Genomic DNA, 20853 nt, shown 5'->3' on the forward strand with positions numbered 1-20853 from the left:
TCCATTTAGCCGTCTATATGTCTAGATGATGTATTGCGAACATATCAAAGTCAACTTGGTTTAGTTGAATTTTATTCATGTTGATCATCATGATTTTTCAAAAAGAAAAAAGCGGAGGGGCTAACCTCCGCTTTTATCCTCAGTCCTAATCGCCATTTAAACCTTGTTCTAGAACAAGTTTAAAGCCCGCTAAAGCAAAGACGCGATTCGGTTCAAATCTGATAGCAGTGCACCCGCAGTAACGTCTCGTCCAGCGCCAGGGCCTCGGATCACCAAAGGATTCTCTCGGTACCACTGGCTCTCAATCGCGAAGATATTGTCACACGGCAGCAAATTCGCCAGAGGATGCTCATCAGAGACCACCTCTAAGCCAACACGCGCCTTTCCATCACGCGCAAAGCGCGCAACATAGCGTAGGACACCTTTTTCTTTCTTCGCTTCTTCTAGCCACTCTGACAGCGTGCTGTCCAATGCGTCGCTTTGATCAAGAAACGCATCGAGCGACAAATCCATTAATGCCTCAGGCACCAACGATTGCACGCGCACGTGTTCCGGCTCAATCGTCAACCCTGACTCTCGTGCCAAAATCACCAGCTTACGCATTACATCTGCGCCGCTGAGATCTTCACGAGGGTCAGGCTCCGTTAATCCCTGCTGCCACGCTTGCTCAAGCAGGTCACTGAATGCCACGTCACCGTTGTATTGCTGGAATAGCCAAGACAAGGTGCCAGAGAAAATACCCGACAAGGCAATGATTTTGTCGCCACTCTCACGAAGGTCTCGAACAGTGTAGTTAACAGGAAGGCCTGCCCCTACCGTTGCGTTATACAGCCAATGGCGACCCGTTTTCGCAAACGCATCTTGCACCTTGTTGTACTCGGTACCACTGGCTGAACCCGCCACTTTATTCGCAGACACAAGGTGAAAGCCGTGCTCTGCCAACTCAGGGTATTGTTTAGACAACGGCGCACTTGCCGTGACATCCAATACAACGACATCGTCATACGGGTGATTGAGCAGTCGAGATATCCAATCGTTGTCTTGATACGCCTCTGAATGTTCGCTGAATGCATCCATCACACACGCTGGATCGATCCCCTTGAAATCAATCCATTGACTGCCACTATCGAGAACAGAAATCAGCTCGAAGTTCATGCCATGACGCTTTTCCAATGCCGACTTTTGCTCGGCAAACAGGCTCAACCAGCGACTGCCAATGTTACCTTTACCTAACAGCACGAGACCGATACGGCGCTGCGCTTGAAACAGCGCACGGTGAATGCCTGCAACCAGTGCGCCCGTGTTCGCTTTGCGCAACAATGCCGCGATGCTGAGCCCATTTTTAGACTCACAGATAAACTCTATTGGCTGCTCACGAAGCTGCTGGTAGAAGCCGTGGCAATGTACCGGGTTTCCCGTGACACCCGCACCCACGGCAGCAACCAGACTGAAACCTTCACGCAAACGAATTTCAGCAGGAATACCAGCATTTTGTAGCAGCTCCAACACGCTATTGACCACTTCAGAGGTGTAGGCGAGTTGAATGCGGTGCTGATCTTCACTGGAAGATGTCGCTAGCGGTTGTAATTGATTGCGGGTCAGTAAGCGTTCTAAATCTAAACGGGCGATATCAAAATCGTGCGAACGCGGTACGTCCAATTGCAACAAGCACACATCATCAAGAGATGTGATGATTTTCGCGCCGCGGCCTGATGCCAATACGCGTTCAATGCGCGTAGAACCTGATTCAGGTTCATAGCTGCAACGAAGGTTTAAGTCGATACAGCTTTGCGCGACAGGTTGTAGCGTTCGTGTGTGCATGACAGGCGCAGCGAGGCGCGCCAACTCTGCCGCTTCATCAAGGCGAAGCAAAGGCAGTAAGCAAGCATCGGTTACAACGCGAGGGTCGGCGCTATAAACACCGGCAACATCGCTCCAAATCGTCACGCGGTTTACGTCCGCCAATGCACCAATCAGGGTCGCGGAGTAATCAGAACCATTGCGCCCAAGTAACACCGTTTCACCTGCTCGGTTTTGTGCCATGAAACCGGTGATCACAACACGGTGGTGGTTATGCTGCACCAGTTGTTCTTTGAGCAATGGCCAAGAACTTGCGCGATCCACTTCAGGTTGTGCAGCGCGTTCTGCACGGAGAAACGAACGCGAATCCATGCTGACAGAGGGCATACCCATTTGGGTAAGCAGCGCAGGTAAAAGGCGTGAAGACCATACTTCACCAAACCCTTGCGCCCATGCGCGCTGCGCCTCGGTTAAACGCGCTTCAGCCGCTTGTGCCAATACGCTGAAATCATCATAAAGCGCATCGACCAATGCTTGCTTGGCATCACCTTCAATCAGGTTCTCAATCAAATCCTGCTGATATTTGCGTAAGCTTTGCAGGCTTTCATGCGCAAGACGGCCATCTTTCTCAAGAAGGCCTAACCATTCGATAAGACGATTGGTGGTTTTACCGGCAGCAGAAACCACGACCAAGTCATCTTCGCCACTGTATTGCTCGAGGATACGAGCCACGCGACGAAAACACGCAGGGTCGGCAAGGCTACTGCCACCAAACTTGTGTAACTGGCGGGACAGCGAATGCTGTGGGGGTACTACTTCAACCGCGCTCATTACTGACTCTCTCTCACTGTGTCGAATGCATGTTTCAGGTCAGCGACCAAGTCGTTATGATCCTCTAGACCGATGGATAAACGCAATAGCGTTGCGGCAATACCCGCTTCCGCCTGCGCTTCATCAGACATGGCTCTGTGCGTCATCGAACCTGGGTGAGTCACGAGACTCTCCACACCGCCGAGTGATTCTGCCAACGTGAATAGCTTAAGGGAGCGAAGGAAAAGTTTCAGCTCACTTTCGTTTCCTTCGAGCTCAAAGCTCAACATTCCACCAAAACCTGATTGTTGTTTCTTCGCAATCTCATGGCCAGGATGCTCTGGCAGCGATGGATGATAGATAATGCGTACCAAAGGCTCGCCTTGTAAGAAGGCCAGCACCTCTGCACTGTTTTCTTCATGCTGGCGCATTCTCGCGCTCAAGGTACGTAACCCACGCAACGTCATGTAGCTATCGAATGCATTGCCCGTTGCGCCGATACAGTTACCCCACCATTTCAGTTCGTCCGCCAAATCCTGATCTTTGGCAACCACAACACCACCAACGGTATCAGAGTGACCATTGATGAATTTCGTGGTGGAGTGAACAACGAAGTCAGCGCCTAGGTTAAGTGGCTTTTGAAGCATTGGAGACAAAAAGGTGTTATCCACGCCGACCCACGCGCCCACCGCATGAGCCTGCTGGCAAATCGCTTGCACATCTACCACGCGAAGAAGCGGGTTTGATGGGGTTTCAATCCATACCAGTTTCGGGTTCTTCGCAAGCGCTGACGCCAAGGCCGCTTCATCAGACTGATCAACAAACGCAATCTTGAATGCCCCTTTTCTCGCGCGCGAATCAAACAAACGATACGTGCCACCGTAGCAATCGTGCGGCGCAACAATCAGATCGTCAGGCCCTAATAAAGACAACACCAAGTTAATGGCTGACATGCCGCAGTTCGTTACCACCGCTCCCGCGCCATTTTCTAAATCACAAAGTGCAGTCTCTAGCAGGTTTCGTGTTGGGTTACCGCCACGTGCATAGTCGTAGGTTGGCACTTCCCCAAACTCTGGGAATTCGTAATTGGTTGAGAGATAAATAGGAGGAACCACTGACTGGTATTGTGAATCTGTGGTGATACCAGTGCGGACGGCGATGGTGGCTGACTTCTTGTCGCTCATAGGTGCTTCCCTGTAAAAAATGCGTGCGGAATATGTTTGAATTATGATCAACCTTAAACATTCAAGAGCAAGACGTCAATACTTCTAGACGTCTATATGTCTTTACATGTAGCGGTTAATATCGCTAAAATTTATGTTCATCCAACCTGGGCGATTGCTTCCGGCGTTGACTGCGATTTGAGAATTGAACTGCTTATGAAGGTGAACGATGGCAGACTGGAATGGCGAATATATTAACCCTTACGCCGAGCACGGTAAAAAGAAAGAACAAGTAAAGAAGATCACCGTCTCTATCCCGCTGAAAGTGTTAAAGATTCTGACTGATGAGCGTACTCGTCGTCAGGTGAACAATTTGCGCCACGCCACCAACAGTGAACTGCTGTGTGAAGCATTTTTACATGCTTACACCGGTCAACCACTGCCCACGGATGATGATATTCGCAAGGACAAAGGCGATAGCGTGCCTGCGGAAGCAAAGCGCATTATGAAAGAACTGGGTATCGAGTTTAACGAAGAAGAATATTAATTTCGTTAGCAGAATGACAAAAAAACCAGCCGATTGGCTGGTTTTTTTTATTTAAAAGAAAACAGTACTATTTTCCTTTCAGAGTACTACGGAAGAATTATGCGTTGATAAACGCTTATTTATCTTCCATGTAGTTTTCTGGCATCTCGATGCGCGACACACCAGATTCCACCGCAGCTACCGCTACGGCTTTCGCGACGCGAGGCAACAAACGTGGGTCCATCGGCTTAGGAATGATGTAATCAATACCAAAACTCAACGCATCAGCACCCGCAGCCTTCAACACTTCTGCTGGCACAGGCTCTTTCGCTAGAGAACGAATGGCTTCAACCGCTGCTAACTTCATTTCGTCATTGATGCGGCTTGCACGTACATCCAGTGCGCCGCGGAAAATGAATGGGAAACAAAGCACATTGTTCACTTGGTTCGGGTAATCCGAACGGCCAGTGCCCATGATCAAATCATCACGCACTTGGTGTGCAAGCTCAGGTTTGATTTCAGGATCCGGGTTTGAACACGCAAACACGATTGGCTTCTCTGCCATCAGCTTCAACGCTTCCGGAGGCAGCAAGTCAGGGCCAGACACACCCAAGAAAATGTCCGCACCTTCAATCACATCTTCAAGCGTGCGCTTGTCAGTGTTGTTCGCAAACAATTGCTTGTATTCGTTGATGTCATCACGACGCGTGTGGATAACGCCTTTACGGTCCAGCATGTAAATCTTTTCACGCTGAGCACCACATTTGATCAACAGCTCCATACACGCAACAGCCGCTGCACCTGCACCCAAACAAACGACGACCGCGTCTTCGATGTTTTTACCTTGCAGTTCTAGCGCGTTCAGCATGCCCGCCGCGGTGACAATCGCCGTACCGTGCTGGTCATCATGGAAAACAGGGACGTGGCAACGTTCGATCAACTGCTTTTCGATTTCAAAACAATCAGGTGCTTTGATGTCTTCAAGGTTGATGCCACCAAAGGTGTCAGAGATGTTGGCGACCGTGTCGACAAACTCTTCGATGGTGCGGTGCTTCACTTCAATATCAATGGAATCCAAACCCGCGAAGCGTTTAAACAGTAGCGCTTTACCTTCCATCACAGGTTTTGATGCAAGTGGGCCCAAGTTACCTAGGCCAAGGATAGCGGTGCCGTTTGAAATCACGGCAACCATGTTCCCTTTCGCTGTGTATTTATAAACATTATCAGCGTCTTGTGCGATTTCACGTACGGGTTCAGCCACACCTGGGCTGTACGCCAACGCCAGATCTTCCACGGTATCAGCTGGCTTGGTAAGTTCTACCGAAATTTTACCTGGCACTGGATAGGCGTGATAGTCCAGAGCCTGTTGGCGTTTGTCTTCAGACATGTTGTTATTTCCTGATTGTATTTATCGTCATTGGTTAAAAGACTTGCCACGTTAGCGATCTCGCAAGCAAAGAGATCAATCCGTAACAAGTTCAGGGCGAGAACATCCCTACCCTAAATGTAATCGTAAAATGTTAACGCAGTGAGAATTTCAGAACCACCCTATTCCACGGTTATTATTAATTAGTATCTATAGTGATTTATGTAACGGGTATTACATGCCGAGATGGCATAAAAAAAGGGAGGTGCTTTCGCACCTCCCTTTTTTCGTTGTCTTTGCAATATTACTTGCTAGACAGTGCGCCAAAACGCTTGTTGAAGCGATCAACACGGCCGCCAGTGTCAACAACACGTTGCTTACCAGTGTAGAATGGGTGGCACTTGTCACATACGTCCAGGTTGATATCTTTACCTAGAGTAGTGTTGAATTCAAAAGTGTTGCCGCATGAACATTTTGCAGTTACTGCAGCGTATTCTGGATGGATACCAGCTTTCATAGGGATAACCTCTAATATAAGGCCGTGTCGCTCTCCCGAGCCTATCGGGCACCACACGTCGTTAACAAACAAATTGTAAGGCGCGAAATTCTAATCAAGGAGACCTAGGATCGCAACTTTTTTGTTCAATTCATTTCAAGACCAAGGATTACACTGCTTCAGCGCCTTGATTCAAAAAGATTATACTTTCGTCCTTTGCGCACCTGTTCCCCATAGGTACACTGTTCCGATGACAAGTTTCTTAATACGCAGCCTTTACACCTCATGATCCCAATCATTGCCCAAGTGGCCTTGCCTGTGCCGTTGCACAAAACGTTTGATTACCGAATTGGCAGTGACATGCCTGTTATCGGTGGGCGAGTACGCGTGCCATTTGGTAAGCAATTCAAAGTGGGCATAGTGGTTGCGCTGTCCGATACGTCAGATTTTCCGCTAGAACAAATCAAACCGATCAATAGCGTCATAGATGCAGCGCCTTTGTGGCCCTCTCCTTTATATCAGCTATTAAATTGGGCAAGCCGCTACTATCAGTACCCACTTGGTGATGCACTTGGCACGGTAATGCCCGGCCATTTGAGAAAAGGAAAGCTTGCGCAGCGTGAACGCGAACGCGTTTGGCAGATCACCGAATCAGGTAAAGACCAACCGCTCACGGCATTAAATCGCGCCCCCAAGCAAGCGCGTCTTTTAACCTTGCTAAGAAGCGGTGCGATGACACACAGCGATCTGCTTGATACCGAACTCACGGCAGCCGTTATCAAAGCGGTTGAGGACAAAGGTTGGATTGCGCCCGTAGAGAATGTGCGTGCGAAACCGTGGACACCAGGTTATGCCGTCGTCGAAGACAAGCCGACCCTCAACCATGAGCAAGCCATGGCGGTGGCAACCATCAATGCCAACCCAGAGTTTGGCTGCTATTTGATTGAAGGGGTGACAGGTTCAGGTAAAACAGAGGTGTACTTGAACCTGCTTGAGCCTGTTCTGTCAAAAGGCCAACAAGCCCTGATCCTTGTGCCTGAGATTGGTTTAACGCCGCAAACCATCAACCGGTTTAGACGCCGCTTCAATGTGCCCGTTGAAGTACTGCACTCAGGCTTGAACGATACCGAGCGCCTAAATGCTTGGCTCGCAGCCCGAGATAACGAAGCCGCCATTATTATCGGCACTCGCTCTGCGCTTTTCTCGCCGTGCAAATCTCTCGGCATCATCATTGTCGATGAAGAGCACGATGCCTCTTATAAGCAGCAAGACAGTTTTCGCTATCACGCCCGCGATCTGGCTGTGATGCGTGGCCATGAAGAAAACATTCCCGTGGTTCTTGGCTCTGCCACTCCCTCACTGGAAAGCCTTCACAACGCCACCACAGGCAAATACCATCATTTAATTTTATCGATTCGAGCCGGTAACGCCGTAAAAGCCAAACACGGCGTGTTAGATATCCGAGGTTTGTATCTCGAGTCAGGGCTCTCTGCGCCCATGATTGCGGAAATGCGTAAGCATTTGTCCGTGGGTAATCAGGTGATGTTGTTTTTGAACCGCCGAGGTTATGCCCCTGCGTTAATGTGTCATGAGTGTGGCTGGCTGGCTGAATGTAAGCGTTGCGATGCTTACTACACACTGCACCAGCAAAGCGGTGAACTCCGCTGCCACCATTGCGGAACGCAGCGCCCAATCCCACACCAATGTGGCAGTTGTGGTTCAACGCAGTTAATCAGCGTCGGAGTGGGCACGGAACAGCTTGAGTCCCAATTGGCTAGCCTGTTTCCTGAATACAAAACCATTCGTATAGACCGCGATAACACGCGACGCAAAGGCGCGTTAGAGGAATACCTCAACGCCATCCACAATAAAGAATATCAAATCCTTATTGGCACGCAGATGTTGGCAAAAGGGCATCACTTCCCTGACGTCACGCTCGTGGGCTTGGTGGATGTAGACAGTGCCCTGTTTAGCAACGATTTTCGTGCCCCAGAAAGATTGGCGCAGCTTTTTGTGCAAGTAGCAGGTCGAGCAGGCCGTGCCAGCAAGCCCGGTTTAGTCTTGTTGCAAACGCACCACCCAGAACACGCACTGCTGCAATCCTTGATTCACAAAGGCTATGACAGCTTCGCACGGGCGGCTTTGCAAGAACGCCATCAAGCGCAATTGCCGCCATTCAGTTTCTTTGGGTTGATCCGCGCCGAATCCCACCAAAGCGACATGGTTGAACAGTTCCTGCAACAAGCACGTACCGTGCTGGATGCCAGCCCATTGGAAGATGACGGTTGCGCCGTGATGGGGCCAGCCCCAGCGCCGCTTCATCGCCGAGCGGGGCGCTACCGTTGGCAACTGATATTCCAAGCGCCGAGCAGAAAGATGTTGCAGCAACGCCTCTCCATTGCGCTTCAAGCTATTCGTCAGCTTCCTTTGTCCAAAAAAGTTCGTTGGTCGCTCGATATCGAACCGCAAGATATGAGCTGAATGGTTTTCATTCGACTAAACCGACCGACATCACGTTATTCTTGTAATATCTGTTAACATGACCATGTTTAATACAGCCCCATCAGATTAAGATAGAGGCACCAAGACAAATTTTGTCTCATTGCTGTAGGTCCCAAATGGGAAGCATTGCCAAATATATTAAGCAAGAGGAATAGCACTATGGCGACAATGAAGGATGTTGCCCATCTGGCCGGCGTTTCAACGGCAACGGTATCACGCGCCTTGATGAATCCTGAAAAGGTGTCGGCATCGACACGGAAGAAAGTCGAACAAGCTGTGATGGAAGCTGGCTACAGCCCAAATTCATTGGCGCGCAACCTACGACGCAATGAGTCGAAAACCATCGTGGTTATCGTCCCGGACATTTGTGATCCTTATTTTACTGAAATCATTCGCGGTATCGAAGAGGCAGCCATGGAACACGGCTACCTCGTGTTGCTGGGTGACAGTGGTCAACAAGACAGTCGCGAAAGTTCTTTCGTGAACCTGGTATTTACGAAGCAAGCTGACGGTATGCTCCTTTTAGGCACAGACCTTCCTTTTGACGTCAGTAAACCAGAGCAGAAAAACTTGCCACCTCTCGTAATGGCCTGTGAATACGCGCCAGAACTTGAATTGCCAACGGTACACATCGACAACCTGACTGCGGCTTTTGAAGCGGTGAACTACTTAACGCAAGTGGGTCACAAGCAAATCGCGCAAATCACAGGATCGAAGGATGCGGCATTGACGCAATTCCGTGTGCAAGGTTATCAGCAAGCACTGCGTCGCGGTGGCATCACGATTAACCCTGCCTATACCGTATCGGGTGATTTCAGCTTTGCTGCTGGCGCACGCGCGATGACATCTTTACTGTCTTTGCCTGTGCCACCTACGGCCGTATTCTGTCACTCCGACGTCATGGCTATCGGTGCAATGCAACAAGCCAAGCGCCTCGGTTTCCGCGTCCCGCATGACATCTCCATTGTCGGCTTTGATGACATTCAATTTGCGGAATACTGCGACCCTGCCCTGACGACGGTATCGCAACCGCGTTACGACATTGGTCGTCAAGCCATGTTGATGCTGTTGAAGATTCTCAAAGGCAACGATGTGCAAGCAGGTTCACGTTTGTTGGATGCACAACTGGTTGTTCGTGAGAGTGTCGCACCACCATCACGCTAAACTCAGTCTATCGGTACTGGCGTGCTTTCGAGCAAGCCAGTACCATATAGCATCCATTCGAAGAAAAGATACGCAAATCAGTGGCAACCAGAGATTATGTCAAACGTGGCAAAGCGCCGCGTAAACCGACCAGAAATACCAAGAAAGCCCCCCCCAAAGCGGCCTTCCCATTAAAGTGGGCGATTATCGCTGTTTTACTCGTGGGCGCATTCGGTTACGGCCTTTTCCACCTCGCCACCAGCACGCCACCGGAAAACACCACACCTGTAGAGCAGAAAGTTGAAAAACCTAAGCCTGCGGCAAAAAGCCCCCCTTCAAGCCAAAAGGCAAAAGAAACACTGCCACCTCAGCCCAAAGAAAAATGGTCATACATTGAAGAGTTAGAAAACAAAGAAGTGGAAGTCGAGGCCAACGAGCAAGAAATCTCAAGCCGTCCGTATCTCATGCAGTGCGGTGCTTACAGAAGCTCAAGCCAAGCCGATGAGCGCAAAGCCATGATTGCTTTCCAAGGTCTAGAAAGCCATGTCAAAACCAGCCAAGGCGAGAAAGGAATCTGGTATCGCGTAGTGTTAGGGCCTTACCCGCTCAAGCGCGAAGCAGAACGCGACCGCAACATGTTACGCCGCGCAGGTATCGAACCTTGCGCAATCTGGTACTGGAACTGATTTAATCTCGTTTTTCGGCGAAAAAATACGATAAAGCAGGGTTTCATCCCTGCTTTTCCCCTTGAATTTAGTTTTCTCCATCCCCACCTCTGTTGTTAACAACTCATACTGGCTAGTAAGCCAGAGCAAAACGAAGAGGTTCTTCCGTGACAACGATTGTTTCAGTCCGCCGCAACGGCAAAGTTGTGATCGCCGGTGACGGCCAAGTGTCACTGGGTAACACCGTAATGAAAGGCAATGCCCGCAAAGTTCGCCGCCTATACAACAACAAAGTACTGGCAGGTTTCGCTGGCGGCACCGCTGATGCCTTCACCCTATTCGAACGTTTCGAGCGTAAGCTGGAAATGCACCAAGGTCATTTGACCAAAGCCGCGGTTGAGCTCGCTAAAGATTGGCGTTCTGACCGTGCACTGCGCAAGCTAGAAGCACTGCTTTGTGTTGCCGATGAAACCGCTTCTTTGATCATTACCGGTAACGGTGATGTGGTTCAGCCAGAGCACGACATGATTGCCATTGGTTCAGGCGGTAACTTTGCACAGGCTGCGGCCATTGCATTGCTTGAAAATACTGAGCTAGATGCACGCGAAATCGCCGTAAAATCTCTGACCATCGCTGGCGACATCTGTGTCTTCACCAACCAGCACCACACCATCGAAGAACTTGATTACTAAGCAGGATCCCAGCATGTCTGAAATGACCCCACGCGAAATCGTGTCTGAACTAGACCGTCACATTATCGGTCAAACCAAAGCTAAACGTGCCGTTGCGATTGCGCTTCGTAACCGCTGGCGTCGCATGCAGTTGGATGAAGATCTACGTGCAGAAGTGACGCCAAAGAACATCCTGATGATCGGCCCAACGGGTGTCGGTAAAACCGAGATCGCACGTCGCCTCGCAAAACTGGCGAACGCACCGTTCATCAAAGTCGAAGCCACAAAGTTCACCGAAGTGGGCTATGTCGGTAAAGAGGTGGAAACCATTATCCGTGACCTGACTGACGTCGCGGTGAAAATGACCCACCAGCAAGCGATGGAAAAAGTGAAATTCCGCGCTGAAGAACTGGCTGAAGAACGTATTCTGGATGTCCTACTGCCGCCACCTCGCGATGCATGGGGACAATCAGAGGAACCAAAAGCCGATTCGAACACTCGTCAAAGCTTCCGTAAGAAAATCCGTGAAGGCAAACTAGACGACAAAGAAATCGAAATCGATGTTGCTGCGCCGCAAATGAGCATGGAAATCATGGCCCCTCCAGGCATGGAAGAAATGACTAATCAACTACAGGGCATGTTCCAAAACCTCGGTGGTAGTAACACGTCTAAAAAGCGCAAGATGAAGCTAAAAGACGCGCTAAAAGCTGTGACGGAAGAAGAAGCTGCGAAGCTGGTTAATCAAGAAGAATTGAAAGACCAATCCATCCACATGGTTGAGAACAACGGCATCGTCTTCATCGATGAAATCGACAAAATCTGTAAGCGCGGCGAAAGCTCAGGCCCAGATGTATCGCGTGAAGGTGTTCAGCGTGACCTGCTTCCATTGGTTGAAGGCAGCACAGTTTCTACCAAACACGGCATGGTACGTACCGACCACATCCTGTTCATCGCATCAGGTGCTTTCCAAGTGGCAAGCCCATCGGATTTGATTCCAGAACTGCAAGGTCGTCTGCCGATTCGCGTTGAACTGGAAGCACTATCCGCATCGGACTTCCAACGCATTTTGACTGAGCCAAATGCATCTTTGACAGAGCAATACTCTGCACTGATGGGCACAGAACAGTTGAACCTGACCTTCACGCCAGACGGCATTGAAGAAATCGCGAACGCAGCATGGCGCGTGAACGAACGCACTGAAAACATTGGTGCGCGTCGTCTACACACTGTGATGGAACGTTTGGTTGATGAAGTGTCCTTCGACGCGAGCGAACGTGGCGGCGACTCTGTTGAGATCAACGCAGAATACGTGCGTAACTGTCTAGAAGAGCTGGTTGACGACGAAGATCTGAGCCGCTTCATTCTGTAATCCTTCAGATTATCAGACAGTAAGATAAAAACAGGCAGCTTCAGCTGCCTGTTTTTGTTTCTACCTATCCAGCCTTAAGCAATGACTATCACGGCTAATTTGGGCTTCAACATTGCCGATAGTGTAAAAAATGCCAATAATGTCGCCTGATTCTTTAGGTACTGCATGGCTATGTCTTCAATCACTCTTTCTACTTGGCTCGACGCTGCGCGTCCTAAAACACTGCCGCTCGCCATCGCGTGCATCTTGTGTGGCAGTGCAGTCGCAGCTCAAACCGACCGTTTTTCTATCACTGTCACTCTGCTCGCATTGGTGACGGCGCTGTTGTTGCAGATCCTCTCCAATCTTGCCAATGACTATGGCGATGCCGTTAAAGGCACAGACAATGACGACCGTTTAGGCCCGAAGCGCGCCATCCAGCAAGGCTTGGTCACCACCACCACGATGAAAAAAGCCATGGCGCTGAACATCGTACTCACCATCTTATCGGGTGCCGCATTGGTGCTAACCGCGTTTGACCAGACTGCAGATATTCTGAGTTTTATCGGCTTAGGTGCACTCGCGATTGTCGCTGCGATTTGCTACACCGTTGGCAACAAGCCTTACGGTTACCGCGGACTTGGTGACTTATCCGTGCTAATTTTCTTTGGCTGGCTCGGCGTGGCAGGTACGTACTATTTGCAAACCGGCTCGCTGAGCAGTGCGGTACTTTTGCCAGCAACGGCTTGTGGCTTACTGGCTGTCGGCGTGCTAAACATCAATAACCTTCGCGATATCGACAATGACAAAGCCTGCGGCAAACACACCTTGGTCGTGCGCATGGGCCCAAGATGGGGGCGAATGTACCATCAAGTGCTACTCACCGGCGCCTTTGGCTGTTTCGCTCTCTATGCCATGCTTGAGCATGCACCTCTCACAGGTTGGTTGTTTATATTGGCACTCCCGCTCGCCATCAAACACGGTAAAGCCGTGTGGTCGTCACCCGACGGAGAAACCGTGCGTCCGATGATGGCAGACATTGTGAAAGTGGCATTGCTGACCAACTGTTTGTTCGCCATCGGTGTCTTAGTTAGCTAATACGACCATGTACATAAAGGCGTTGGGCATCCGATTTATGTTTTGAGTCATTGCAATGCCCCCCCTTGTCGTTATACTTTTTTGACATAGGGTGACGGTGAGCTTAGTTCGAACCGTTACTATTTTGCCTTCCGGCCACTTGCGCCCCAAGAAGAAGTCTGATTATGGAATACAATACCTCTGAACTGTGCGACATGTACCTCGATCAGGTTGATGTGCTTGAACCTATGATGAGCACGTATGGCGGCCGAAGCTCTTTTGGCGGTCAGATTGTCACCGTGAAATGCTTTGAAGACAGCGGGCTTATCCGCCAAGTGGCAGAGCGTAATGGCGAAGGTTGCGTCATGCTTATCGACGGTGGTGGCTCATTGCGCCGTGCTATCGTAGATGCTGACATTGCAGCACTGGCTGCGGAAAACAACTGGGAAGGCTTGGTCGTGTACGGTTGTGTGCGCGACGTTGATGCGCTAGATGAAATCGATATTGGCGTTCAAGCGCTAGCATCTATTCCGGTTGGAGCGGATAACCAAAGCGTGGGCGATACTGACATTCCGGTGAATTTTGGTGGTGTCACCTTCATTCCTGAAGATCACCTCTATGCAGACACGACAGGTATTATTCTTTCTCAAGAGCCTATCGATATTGAATAATCACACATTGGCGTAAACGTTGATGTGTCTGATGCCTCATTGAAAAACAGTGAGGCATAAAGAAAAACAGAGCCCATCGGCTCTGTTTTTTTATTCTACTTCTTCAATTTTACCAAGCAGGCTACGAATGCGTTGTTGCCATGCCTCTTGGTCAGAACGAAGACGCGCATTTTCTTGCTCTAATACATCTCGGCTTTCACGAACAGTGTCCGTTTCTTGACCCAAGGTTTCGTTCTTTTCTTTAAGCTCTTCAATTTCCATTTGAAGCAGAGAAATGGTATCCACTGCCATCTGAACTTTGGCTTCAAGCTGCTCTAAAATTTCCAATGACATCAAGGCCACCTTTCTAATCCAACTAAATCTCGCCAAGGCTTGCCCGATAAGGGTTCTTCACCTTGTGCGTCCCAGAAAACCTATTCTAACGGGGCATGGCTCAGGCCGCACCTTTCTAATACGTTTTTAGATCACAAGCGAACAAAAAAGCGGCAGTTTTAACATTTTCTCATACCGCCGTTGTTTTTAAATCCGGTTTCCCCATTGCACTTTTGACTAACAATGCGATCTCACTCAATTTATATTCACTTTTCACATGGTACCGTATACACGATCGTATCTCTCTTGGAACATTCCAAGACTTGCCGGTATCGGCTGGGCTGACACTCTTGGTGTCAGCCTTTTCTTTTTGTGCCCTCTGAAGCCCGTCGAAAGTTATTCACTTCGTATCACGTTGCCTTTCTTCACACTCAAATTCACCGCACAAATGCTCAATCGCGCATTCATATTGCATAAATAATGAGCGAACGCACATTTAGACGCGCAAACACTTCACGAAATCCGTTTCATCTCTAAAGTAGCAGGTACGATTATCGTGGCAGCCAAGACCACGAGCATGAAATGGGTCTCGTACCTACCCCAATAACCGAATTCTTAGCGCTATGCTGTTTAGAGGAAACAAAGAGGACACCCTATGAGCACGGAACAGAAATACGTCGTCGCATTGGATCAGGGCACTACCAGCTCTCGTGCGGTTATCCTCGATCATGACGCGAACATAGTGACCGCCGCCCAACGCGAATTTACGCAAATCTACCCACAATCTGGTTGGGTGGAGCACGACCCTCTTGAGATTTGGGCCACGCAAAGTGCCACATTAGTGGAAGCACTGGCAAAATCCGGGATCCGCTCTGATGAAGTCGCTGCCATTGGTATCACCAACCAACGCGAAACCACCATTGTGTGGAACCGTCATACCGGCAAGCCGATTTATAACGCCATTGTATGGCAGTGCCGTCGTACTGCTCCGATTTGTGAGCAGCTCAAATCAGATGGCTACGAAGATTACATTCGCGAAACCACAGGCCTTGTGGTTGACCCATATTTTTCAGGTACCAAAGTAAAGTGGATCCTCGACCATGTTGAAGGCGCGCATGAACTTGCTGCCAAAGGCGATCTGCTGTTTGGTACCGTCGATACTTGGCTTATCTGGAAGATGACCCAAGGGCGTGTCCATGTGACCGATTACACCAATGCGAGTCGCACCATGCTGTTCAACATCAACACGTTGGAATGGGATGACACCATGCTCAAGGCATTGGGGATCCCATCCTCAATGATGCCGGAAGTAAAACCTTCCTCCACCGTCTATGGCGAAACCAACATTGGTGGTAAAGGCGGCACACGTATTCCAATCGCAGGCATTGCAGGCGATCAGCAAGCAGCACTGTTTGGCCAAATGTGTGTGGAAGCCGGCCAAGCAAAGAACACCTACGGCACAGGCTGCTTCTTGCTCATGAACACCGGCAAAGAGAAAGTCACGTCGAACAATGGGCTTCTCACCACCCTGGCTTGTGGACCAAAAGGCGAAGTCGCGTATGCACTTGAAGGGGCCGTCTTCATGGGCGGAGCGTCTATCCAATGGTTACGCGATGAAATGAAACTCATCAGCGATGCGAGCGATTCGGAATACTTTGCAACGAAAGTAGATACCAGCAATGGCGTGTATGTTGTTCCTGCATTTACCGGGTTAGGTGCGCCACATTGGGACCCGTATGCACGTGGTACTATCGTGGGCATTACGCGCGGTGTGAACGCAAACCACATCATTCGCGCCACACTTGAAGGGATCGCGTATCAATCGCTTGATGTGTTAACCGCGATGGAAGCCGATTCGGGCATCAAACTCGATTCACTGAAAGTGGACGGCGGTGCTGTAGCCAACAACTTCTTGATGCAGTTCCAATCCGACGTATTAAACACGGAAGTAAAGCGCCCGAAAGTCACCGAAGTGACCGCGCTGGGTTCTGCCTATCTTGCAGGTTTGGCCGTGGGCTTCTGGAGCAGTATTGACGAGCTCATGAACAAGTCAGAATTGGATCGCAGCTTCACACCTTGCGAAGATGACGGCAAACGTGAACGCCGTCACCGCGGCTGGCAGCGCGCGGTTGAATGTTCAAAAGGCTGGGAAGACCACTAGACCGTGCTGTTCACGCCTCCTTTTCAATACCTTAAACGTAACCCTCGCTGATAAACGGCGAGCGTTACGTTTCTTGTCTCAAAAACGCAAACGTTTCCTTTTTGCTTATGGTAAAATCCGCGCCGAGTTTTTCAGCGACTCGCACGGCCTTTTTTCACACTATGACAAGGCGGCGATTAGCTTCTATTTCACTTCATGAAAACACTGGAGATCGGATGAAACGCGATTTAGCGATGGCTTTTTCACGCGTCACAGAGGGCGCAGCACTGGCAGGTTACAAATGGCTTGGCCGCGGCGACAAAAACGCTGCTGATGGTGCTGCAGTTGAGGTTATGCGCATTCTTCTGAATAAAACCGAAATCGAAGGTGAAATTGTCATTGGTGAAGGTGAGATCGACGAAGCACCGATGCTATTTATCGGTGAGAAAGTGGGTCTAGGCGGCGATGCGGTTGATATTGCAGTCGACCCTATCGAAGGCACACGCATGACAGCCATGGGGCAATCAAATGCATTGGCAGTATTGGCGGCAGCCGAAAAAGGCAGCTTCTTAAAAGCCCCTGACATGTACATGGAAAAACTGTGCGTAGGCCCTGAAGCGAAAGGCATTATCAACATCGACCTGCCACTTCGCGATAACCTGATCAACATTGCCAAGGCACTGGGTAAAACCTTGGACGAATTGGTGGTAACGACATTGGCGAAACCACGCCACGACGACACCATCCGTGAGATGCAAGAAATGGGCGTGAAAGTGTTTGCGATTCCTGATGGCGACGTTGCTGCCTCTATCCTAACGTGTATGCCAGACAGTGAAGTCGATGTGATGTACGGCATCGGTGGCGCACCAGAAGGTGTGGTTTCAGCTGCCGTTATCCGCGCACTGGGCGGCGACATGAATGGCCGTTTGATTCCTCGTCACGAAGTGAAAGAAGACAACGCAGAAAACCGTCGCATGGGCGAAGTGGAAATTGAGCGCTGCACAGAAATGGGCATCACCACCAATATCCGTTTGACCATGGAAGACATGGCCAGCAGCGACAACGTGATTTTCTCAGCAACGGGCATCACCAAAGGTGACTTGTTAGAAGGCATCACGCGCAAAGGCGATATCGCGACCACAGAAACACTGCTTATTCGCGGAAAATGCCGCACCATTCGTCGTATCAAATCTATTCACTACCTTGAGCGCAAAGATGACGCAGTAAAAGCCATCATTCTTTAATCTCAAGACGAACTGTTTGCACACAGGCTGACGGTTAGTGATAAAAAAGCACGCTAAATAGCGTGCTTTTTTGTTGGTATCAGGAAGGTGTTGTCTGCCGAGGTGGTTTCTTCTCTGGCTTTTTAAACAAAGCCAAAAGAGGAATTAAGACCACATACGACACCATGATGAATCCAAAGGTATACACAAACGCCAACAGCGTCGATTGCTCGTGAAGCATGTTGGTCACACTGGCAATGAAGCTAGGGTCTGTTACCGTTTTACCCTGAGAGGCAGCAAGATGCTGGACAACAGGGTTATCAGGGGTAATGCCCGACCCAAGGGCATGCCATTCTTTTTGCTGAATTTGGCTGAAATAGGTATTCACAATCGAGATACCGAACGAACTGCCTAGCGTTCTGCAAAGGTTGAATACCACCGCACCGCCCACTGCCTGATTGGGCGCTAACGTCGCGTAAGCCAACTGACTCAATGGCGCAAACACTAACCCCATACCGGCCCCTTGAATGATGCTAGGAATAAGCACCCAATAGACATCTATCTCGAGCGAATAGCGCATCATCATAAAGCTGCCGATACCATTAAGCACAAGGCCAATGGTGATCAACATGCGAGGGTCGAGGCGATCGATAAACCGCGAAATCGCCAGAAGCACAATGGCGGAAGCAACGCCTCTTGGTGCCATAACAAACCCAGTGGTGTCGACGGGAAAGTTGAGCAGCTGTTCCAGCATCATGGGTTGTAGTTGGGTGATACCAAACATGCCCATCGAAAAGCCAGTCATGATCAGGCAAGACACCAACAAATTTCGATCTTTCAGTAGCCACATTGGTGCAATGTCGCCTTTGGTTTTGAACGATCGCACCAAGAAAAAGGCCCACGCAAGCATGCTAATAACAAACGCAAACAAGATGGTATTAGAGCTAAACCACCCGTCTTCGTTGCCACGTTCCAGTACCATTTGTAGCAAGCCTATACCGATAGCCATCCCAAACACCAAGGGCCAATCGACCGTGGTTTTATCTCGTCCATCAATGCGCACAAAGATAGCCAGCAGGGTCAAACACAATGCGCCTATCGGCAAGTTCACATAGAAAATCCAGCGCCAGTCCATGTGTTCCGTTATCACCCCACCCACCGTCGGCCCTAGAATTGGCCCCAGTAGCACACCCACAGAAAACAGCGCCATGGCTTTGCCACGCTCTTCTGCTGGATAAATCTGTACCATAATGGATTGAGAAAGTGGAATGACCGACGCGCCAAACGCTCCCTGCATAATGCGGAAGATGATCATTTCGGTCAGGGAGTCCGCTTGTCCGCAAAGCGCCGACATGATCACAAACCCAGTGACCGACACCAGAAGCAGCTTTCGAACGCCAAAACGCAAACTGAAATAGCTCGCCAATGGAATACAAATGGCTTCCGCCATAGAGTAAGACGTCAGCACCCATGTGACTTGTTCCGAGGTCACCCCGAGCGCCCCCATCATATGCGGTAAAGACACATTGGCGATGGTCATGTCGAGCAGCACCATGATGGCCGACAACATCACTGCCAAGGTCACCATGAGGCGAGTGGTTCCTTCTAGCGGCTTTATCGCTTCCGAGCTTGCCGCAGTATTGGCCTCCATGCCTATTTCGCCACAGTGGTTTCACGCGACAGCGTATCAATGGTCACCGTGGCACTCGCACCTACCCGCATGGGGGTCGATGATGAGGCATTCGCGTTGTCATCAAGTTTGATTCGTACAGGAAAACGCTGTGGTACTTTTACCCAGTTTCCCGTGGCATTTTCTGGCGGCAGCAGAGAAAAGGATGAACCGCTGGCTGGCGAAATAGCGTCAACAACGCCGCTAAACATGACATCAGGATACATATCTAACACGATAGAGACGGCCATCGTGGTGTGAATGTGCCCAATATCGTCTTCCTTAAAATTGGCTTGAACCCAAAACGAATCTGCCTCAATGAGTGGCATCATGGCTTGCCCGGGAGCAACAACACTGCCAGGGCGCACATTCACATCACCTAACCGCCCAGAAGAAGGGGCAACAATTTCGGTATACGAAAGGTTTAGCGAGGCTTCTGATAATGCTGCGGCGGCTTGTCTGACTTGGGGCGCGGCGTCACCGACTGCGCCTTGTTCACTAACAAGCTGCGACATCCTCGAGCGCGCCACGTCCAAATTGTTCTTCGCGGCAGCAAGCTCTGCTTTCAAATCATCACCCTCTTGTTTCGGCAACAATCCCTTCGCCACCAGCGCCATGTTACGACGATATTTTTCTTCCGTGTCGACAAGCTGCGCACTGGCAGCGCGGATTTGGGCACTCGCACCGACAATGGCATCACTGCTCGCTTTATTCGCGGCAGTAGCACTCTCATACGCAGCCTGCGCTTGTTCTAAACGGGCTTTATAAGGCGCAGGATTGATCCGAGCGAGCAGCATGCCTTTGTCCACATGCTGAAAATCAGTGACATCAACACCCGTCAGTTGCCCACTGATTTGCGGCGCTATATAGAGGATATTACCGTGAACGTAGGAATCATCCGTGCTGGGATACTGCGCTTGATGACGCACATAAAAATACGCAGCGACCACCAATACGCCTGCCACCAGCGACAAAATAATCAGGTTTTTTACGGGAAAGGCTTTTTTATCCGCCATTTGACCTCCTCGGACACGCTAGCCGCCAACAACAGCGCACTAATATCGATGCAGTGTAGTTACGCTGCTTTATTTTGTGAGAAAACAGCGGGCTATCGGCCCGTTTTTCTTGTCAATTTTTACCCTTGCGACATACGGTCTCAGTTGCATGACAAACTTCACATTCTGAGTGTCAAACCTTACACAGCGCATGCGAAAACGTCGCGCTTCAGCGCTCACTGAAAACCACACTGCTACAATAAATAAGTAAAGACA

At 50.0% G+C, this 20853-nt stretch carries 17 protein-coding genes; 10 read left to right on the forward strand and 7 right to left on the reverse strand.

The window, feature by feature from the left end; translation table 11 throughout:
- Nucleotides 1-189: 189 nt before the first annotated feature.
- Together BM082_RS09390 and BM082_RS09395 are read right to left on the reverse strand one after the other, a co-directional pair.
- Nucleotides 190-2631, reverse strand: coding sequence for a bifunctional aspartate kinase/homoserine dehydrogenase II (locus BM082_RS09390; protein WP_017013143.1), 2442 nt, complete (start codon nucleotides 2629-2631; stop codon nucleotides 190-192).
- Nucleotides 2631-3794, reverse strand: coding sequence for an O-succinylhomoserine (thiol)-lyase (locus BM082_RS09395; protein WP_017009579.1), 1164 nt, complete (start codon nucleotides 3792-3794; stop codon nucleotides 2631-2633). Before BM082_RS09395 ends, BM082_RS09390 begins: the two co-directional genes overlap by 1 nt.
- Nucleotides 3795-4002: 208 nt before the next feature.
- On the opposite strand from BM082_RS09395, the gene metJ reads away from it, so the two are divergent.
- Complete coding sequence (metJ, locus tag BM082_RS09400; RefSeq protein WP_017009578.1) at nucleotides 4003-4320, forward strand: met regulon transcriptional regulator MetJ; 318 nt, start codon at nucleotides 4003-4005, stop codon at nucleotides 4318-4320.
- 115 nt (nucleotides 4321-4435) lie between these two features.
- On the opposite strand, the gene BM082_RS09405 is transcribed toward metJ, so the two are convergent.
- Nucleotides 4436-5686: a malic enzyme-like NAD(P)-binding protein gene (locus BM082_RS09405; RefSeq protein WP_017009577.1), complete on the reverse strand. Its 1251-nt coding sequence runs from the start codon at nucleotides 5684-5686 to the stop codon at nucleotides 4436-4438.
- A gap of 283 nt (nucleotides 5687-5969) precedes the next feature.
- Nucleotides 5970-6182, reverse strand: a complete 213-nt coding sequence (gene rpmE, locus BM082_RS09410; protein ID WP_017009576.1) for a 50S ribosomal protein L31 — start codon at nucleotides 6180-6182, stop codon at nucleotides 5970-5972.
- A 264-nt stretch (nucleotides 6183-6446) separates the two neighbouring features.
- Here rpmE and priA point away from each other — a divergent pair, with 264 nt between their 5' ends.
- The 7 genes from priA to rraA all read left to right on the forward strand — a co-directional run bounded on the left by priA (nucleotide 6447) and on the right by rraA (nucleotide 14238).
- Nucleotides 6447-8642 (forward strand): primosomal protein N', encoded by a 2196-nt coding sequence (gene priA, locus BM082_RS09415; protein ID WP_074926721.1) that lies wholly within the window; start codon nucleotides 6447-6449, stop codon nucleotides 8640-8642.
- A gap of 156 nt (nucleotides 8643-8798) precedes the next feature.
- On the forward strand, nucleotides 8799-9827 hold the full coding sequence (gene cytR, locus BM082_RS09420) for a DNA-binding transcriptional regulator CytR (RefSeq protein ID WP_258186739.1): 1029 nt from the start codon (nucleotides 8799-8801) through the stop codon (nucleotides 9825-9827).
- Nucleotides 9828-9907: 80 nt separating this feature from the next.
- Entirely contained in the window at nucleotides 9908-10492 is a 585-nt protein-coding gene (locus tag BM082_RS09425) for an SPOR domain-containing protein (protein ID WP_017009573.1), read from the forward strand.
- 146 nt (nucleotides 10493-10638) lie between these two features.
- The gene (hslV, locus tag BM082_RS09430) at nucleotides 10639-11163 is read left to right on the forward strand and encodes an ATP-dependent protease subunit HslV (RefSeq protein ID WP_017009572.1); all 525 of its coding nucleotides are present in this window, start codon (nucleotides 10639-10641) and stop codon (nucleotides 11161-11163) included.
- Nucleotides 11164-11176: 13 nt separating this feature from the next.
- A complete protein-coding gene (gene hslU, locus BM082_RS09435; protein WP_074926723.1) occupies nucleotides 11177-12511 on the forward strand; it encodes an ATP-dependent protease ATPase subunit HslU in 1335 nt (444 codons plus the stop codon).
- Between the two features lie 171 nt (nucleotides 12512-12682).
- Nucleotides 12683-13588, forward strand: a complete 906-nt coding sequence (locus BM082_RS09440) for a 1,4-dihydroxy-2-naphthoate polyprenyltransferase (RefSeq protein ID WP_026024828.1) — start codon at nucleotides 12683-12685, stop codon at nucleotides 13586-13588.
- Nucleotides 13589-13752: 164 nt separating this feature from the next.
- Entirely contained in the window at nucleotides 13753-14238 is a 486-nt protein-coding gene (gene rraA, locus BM082_RS09445) for a ribonuclease E activity regulator RraA (protein WP_017009569.1), read from the forward strand.
- 90 nt (nucleotides 14239-14328) lie between these two features.
- Here the strand turns inward: rraA and zapB are convergent, their stop codons facing one another.
- On the reverse strand, nucleotides 14329-14571 hold the full coding sequence (zapB, locus tag BM082_RS09450) for a cell division protein ZapB (RefSeq protein ID WP_017009568.1): 243 nt from the start codon (nucleotides 14569-14571) through the stop codon (nucleotides 14329-14331).
- A gap of 634 nt (nucleotides 14572-15205) precedes the next feature.
- Between zapB and glpK the strand changes: the two genes are divergently transcribed.
- Nucleotides 15206-16711, forward strand: a complete 1506-nt coding sequence (gene glpK, locus BM082_RS09455; RefSeq protein WP_017009567.1) for a glycerol kinase GlpK — start codon at nucleotides 15206-15208, stop codon at nucleotides 16709-16711.
- A 215-nt stretch (nucleotides 16712-16926) separates the two neighbouring features.
- The gene (gene glpX / locus BM082_RS09460; RefSeq protein WP_074926725.1) at nucleotides 16927-17934 is read left to right on the forward strand and encodes a class II fructose-bisphosphatase; all 1008 of its coding nucleotides are present in this window, start codon (nucleotides 16927-16929) and stop codon (nucleotides 17932-17934) included.
- Nucleotides 17935-18013: 79 nt separating this feature from the next.
- Here the strand turns inward: glpX and BM082_RS09465 are convergent, their stop codons facing one another.
- Both BM082_RS09465 and BM082_RS09470 read right to left on the reverse strand, forming a co-directional pair.
- Nucleotides 18014-19501: a DHA2 family efflux MFS transporter permease subunit gene (locus tag BM082_RS09465; protein WP_017009565.1), complete on the reverse strand. Its 1488-nt coding sequence runs from the start codon at nucleotides 19499-19501 to the stop codon at nucleotides 18014-18016.
- Between the two features lie 65 nt (nucleotides 19502-19566).
- On the reverse strand, nucleotides 19567-20598 hold the full coding sequence (locus BM082_RS09470; RefSeq protein WP_074926727.1) for an HlyD family secretion protein: 1032 nt from the start codon (nucleotides 20596-20598) through the stop codon (nucleotides 19567-19569).
- Nucleotides 20599-20853: the final 255 nt, after the last annotated feature.

The organism is Enterovibrio norvegicus DSM 15893 (genome assembly GCF_900115495.1).
Classification (GTDB): Bacteria; Pseudomonadota; Gammaproteobacteria; order Enterobacterales; family Vibrionaceae; genus Enterovibrio; species Enterovibrio norvegicus.

Bases quoted from the DNA above. Each gene is read 5' to 3' on its own strand.
- BM082_RS09390 (WP_017013143.1), bottom strand. From the start codon at position 2,631: ATGAGCGCGGTTGAAGTAGTACCCCCACAGCATTCGCTGTCCCGCCAG.
- BM082_RS09470 (WP_074926727.1), bottom strand. From the start codon at position 20,598: ATGGCGGATAAAAAAGCCTTTCCCGTAAAAAACCTGATTATTTTGTCG.
- rraA (WP_017009569.1), top strand. From the start codon at position 13,753: ATGGAATACAATACCTCTGAACTGTGCGACATGTACCTCGATCAGGTT.
- glpX (WP_074926725.1), top strand. From the start codon at position 16,927: ATGAAACGCGATTTAGCGATGGCTTTTTCACGCGTCACAGAGGGCGCA.
- zapB (WP_017009568.1), bottom strand. From the start codon at position 14,571: ATGTCATTGGAAATTTTAGAGCAGCTTGAAGCCAAAGTTCAGATGGCA.
- hslU (WP_074926723.1), top strand. From the start codon at position 11,177: ATGTCTGAAATGACCCCACGCGAAATCGTGTCTGAACTAGACCGTCAC.
- rpmE (WP_017009576.1), bottom strand. From the start codon at position 6,182: ATGAAAGCTGGTATCCATCCAGAATACGCTGCAGTAACTGCAAAATGT.
- priA (WP_074926721.1), top strand. From the start codon at position 6,447: ATGATCCCAATCATTGCCCAAGTGGCCTTGCCTGTGCCGTTGCACAAA.
- BM082_RS09395 (WP_017009579.1), bottom strand. From the start codon at position 3,794: ATGAGCGACAAGAAGTCAGCCACCATCGCCGTCCGCACTGGTATCACC.
- BM082_RS09465 (WP_017009565.1), bottom strand. From the start codon at position 19,501: ATGGTGACCTTGGCAGTGATGTTGTCGGCCATCATGGTGCTGCTCGAC.
- metJ (WP_017009578.1), top strand. From the start codon at position 4,003: ATGGCAGACTGGAATGGCGAATATATTAACCCTTACGCCGAGCACGGT.
- BM082_RS09405 (WP_017009577.1), bottom strand. From the start codon at position 5,686: ATGTCTGAAGACAAACGCCAACAGGCTCTGGACTATCACGCCTATCCA.
- glpK (WP_017009567.1), top strand. From the start codon at position 15,206: ATGAGCACGGAACAGAAATACGTCGTCGCATTGGATCAGGGCACTACC.
- BM082_RS09440 (WP_026024828.1), top strand. From the start codon at position 12,683: ATGTCTTCAATCACTCTTTCTACTTGGCTCGACGCTGCGCGTCCTAAA.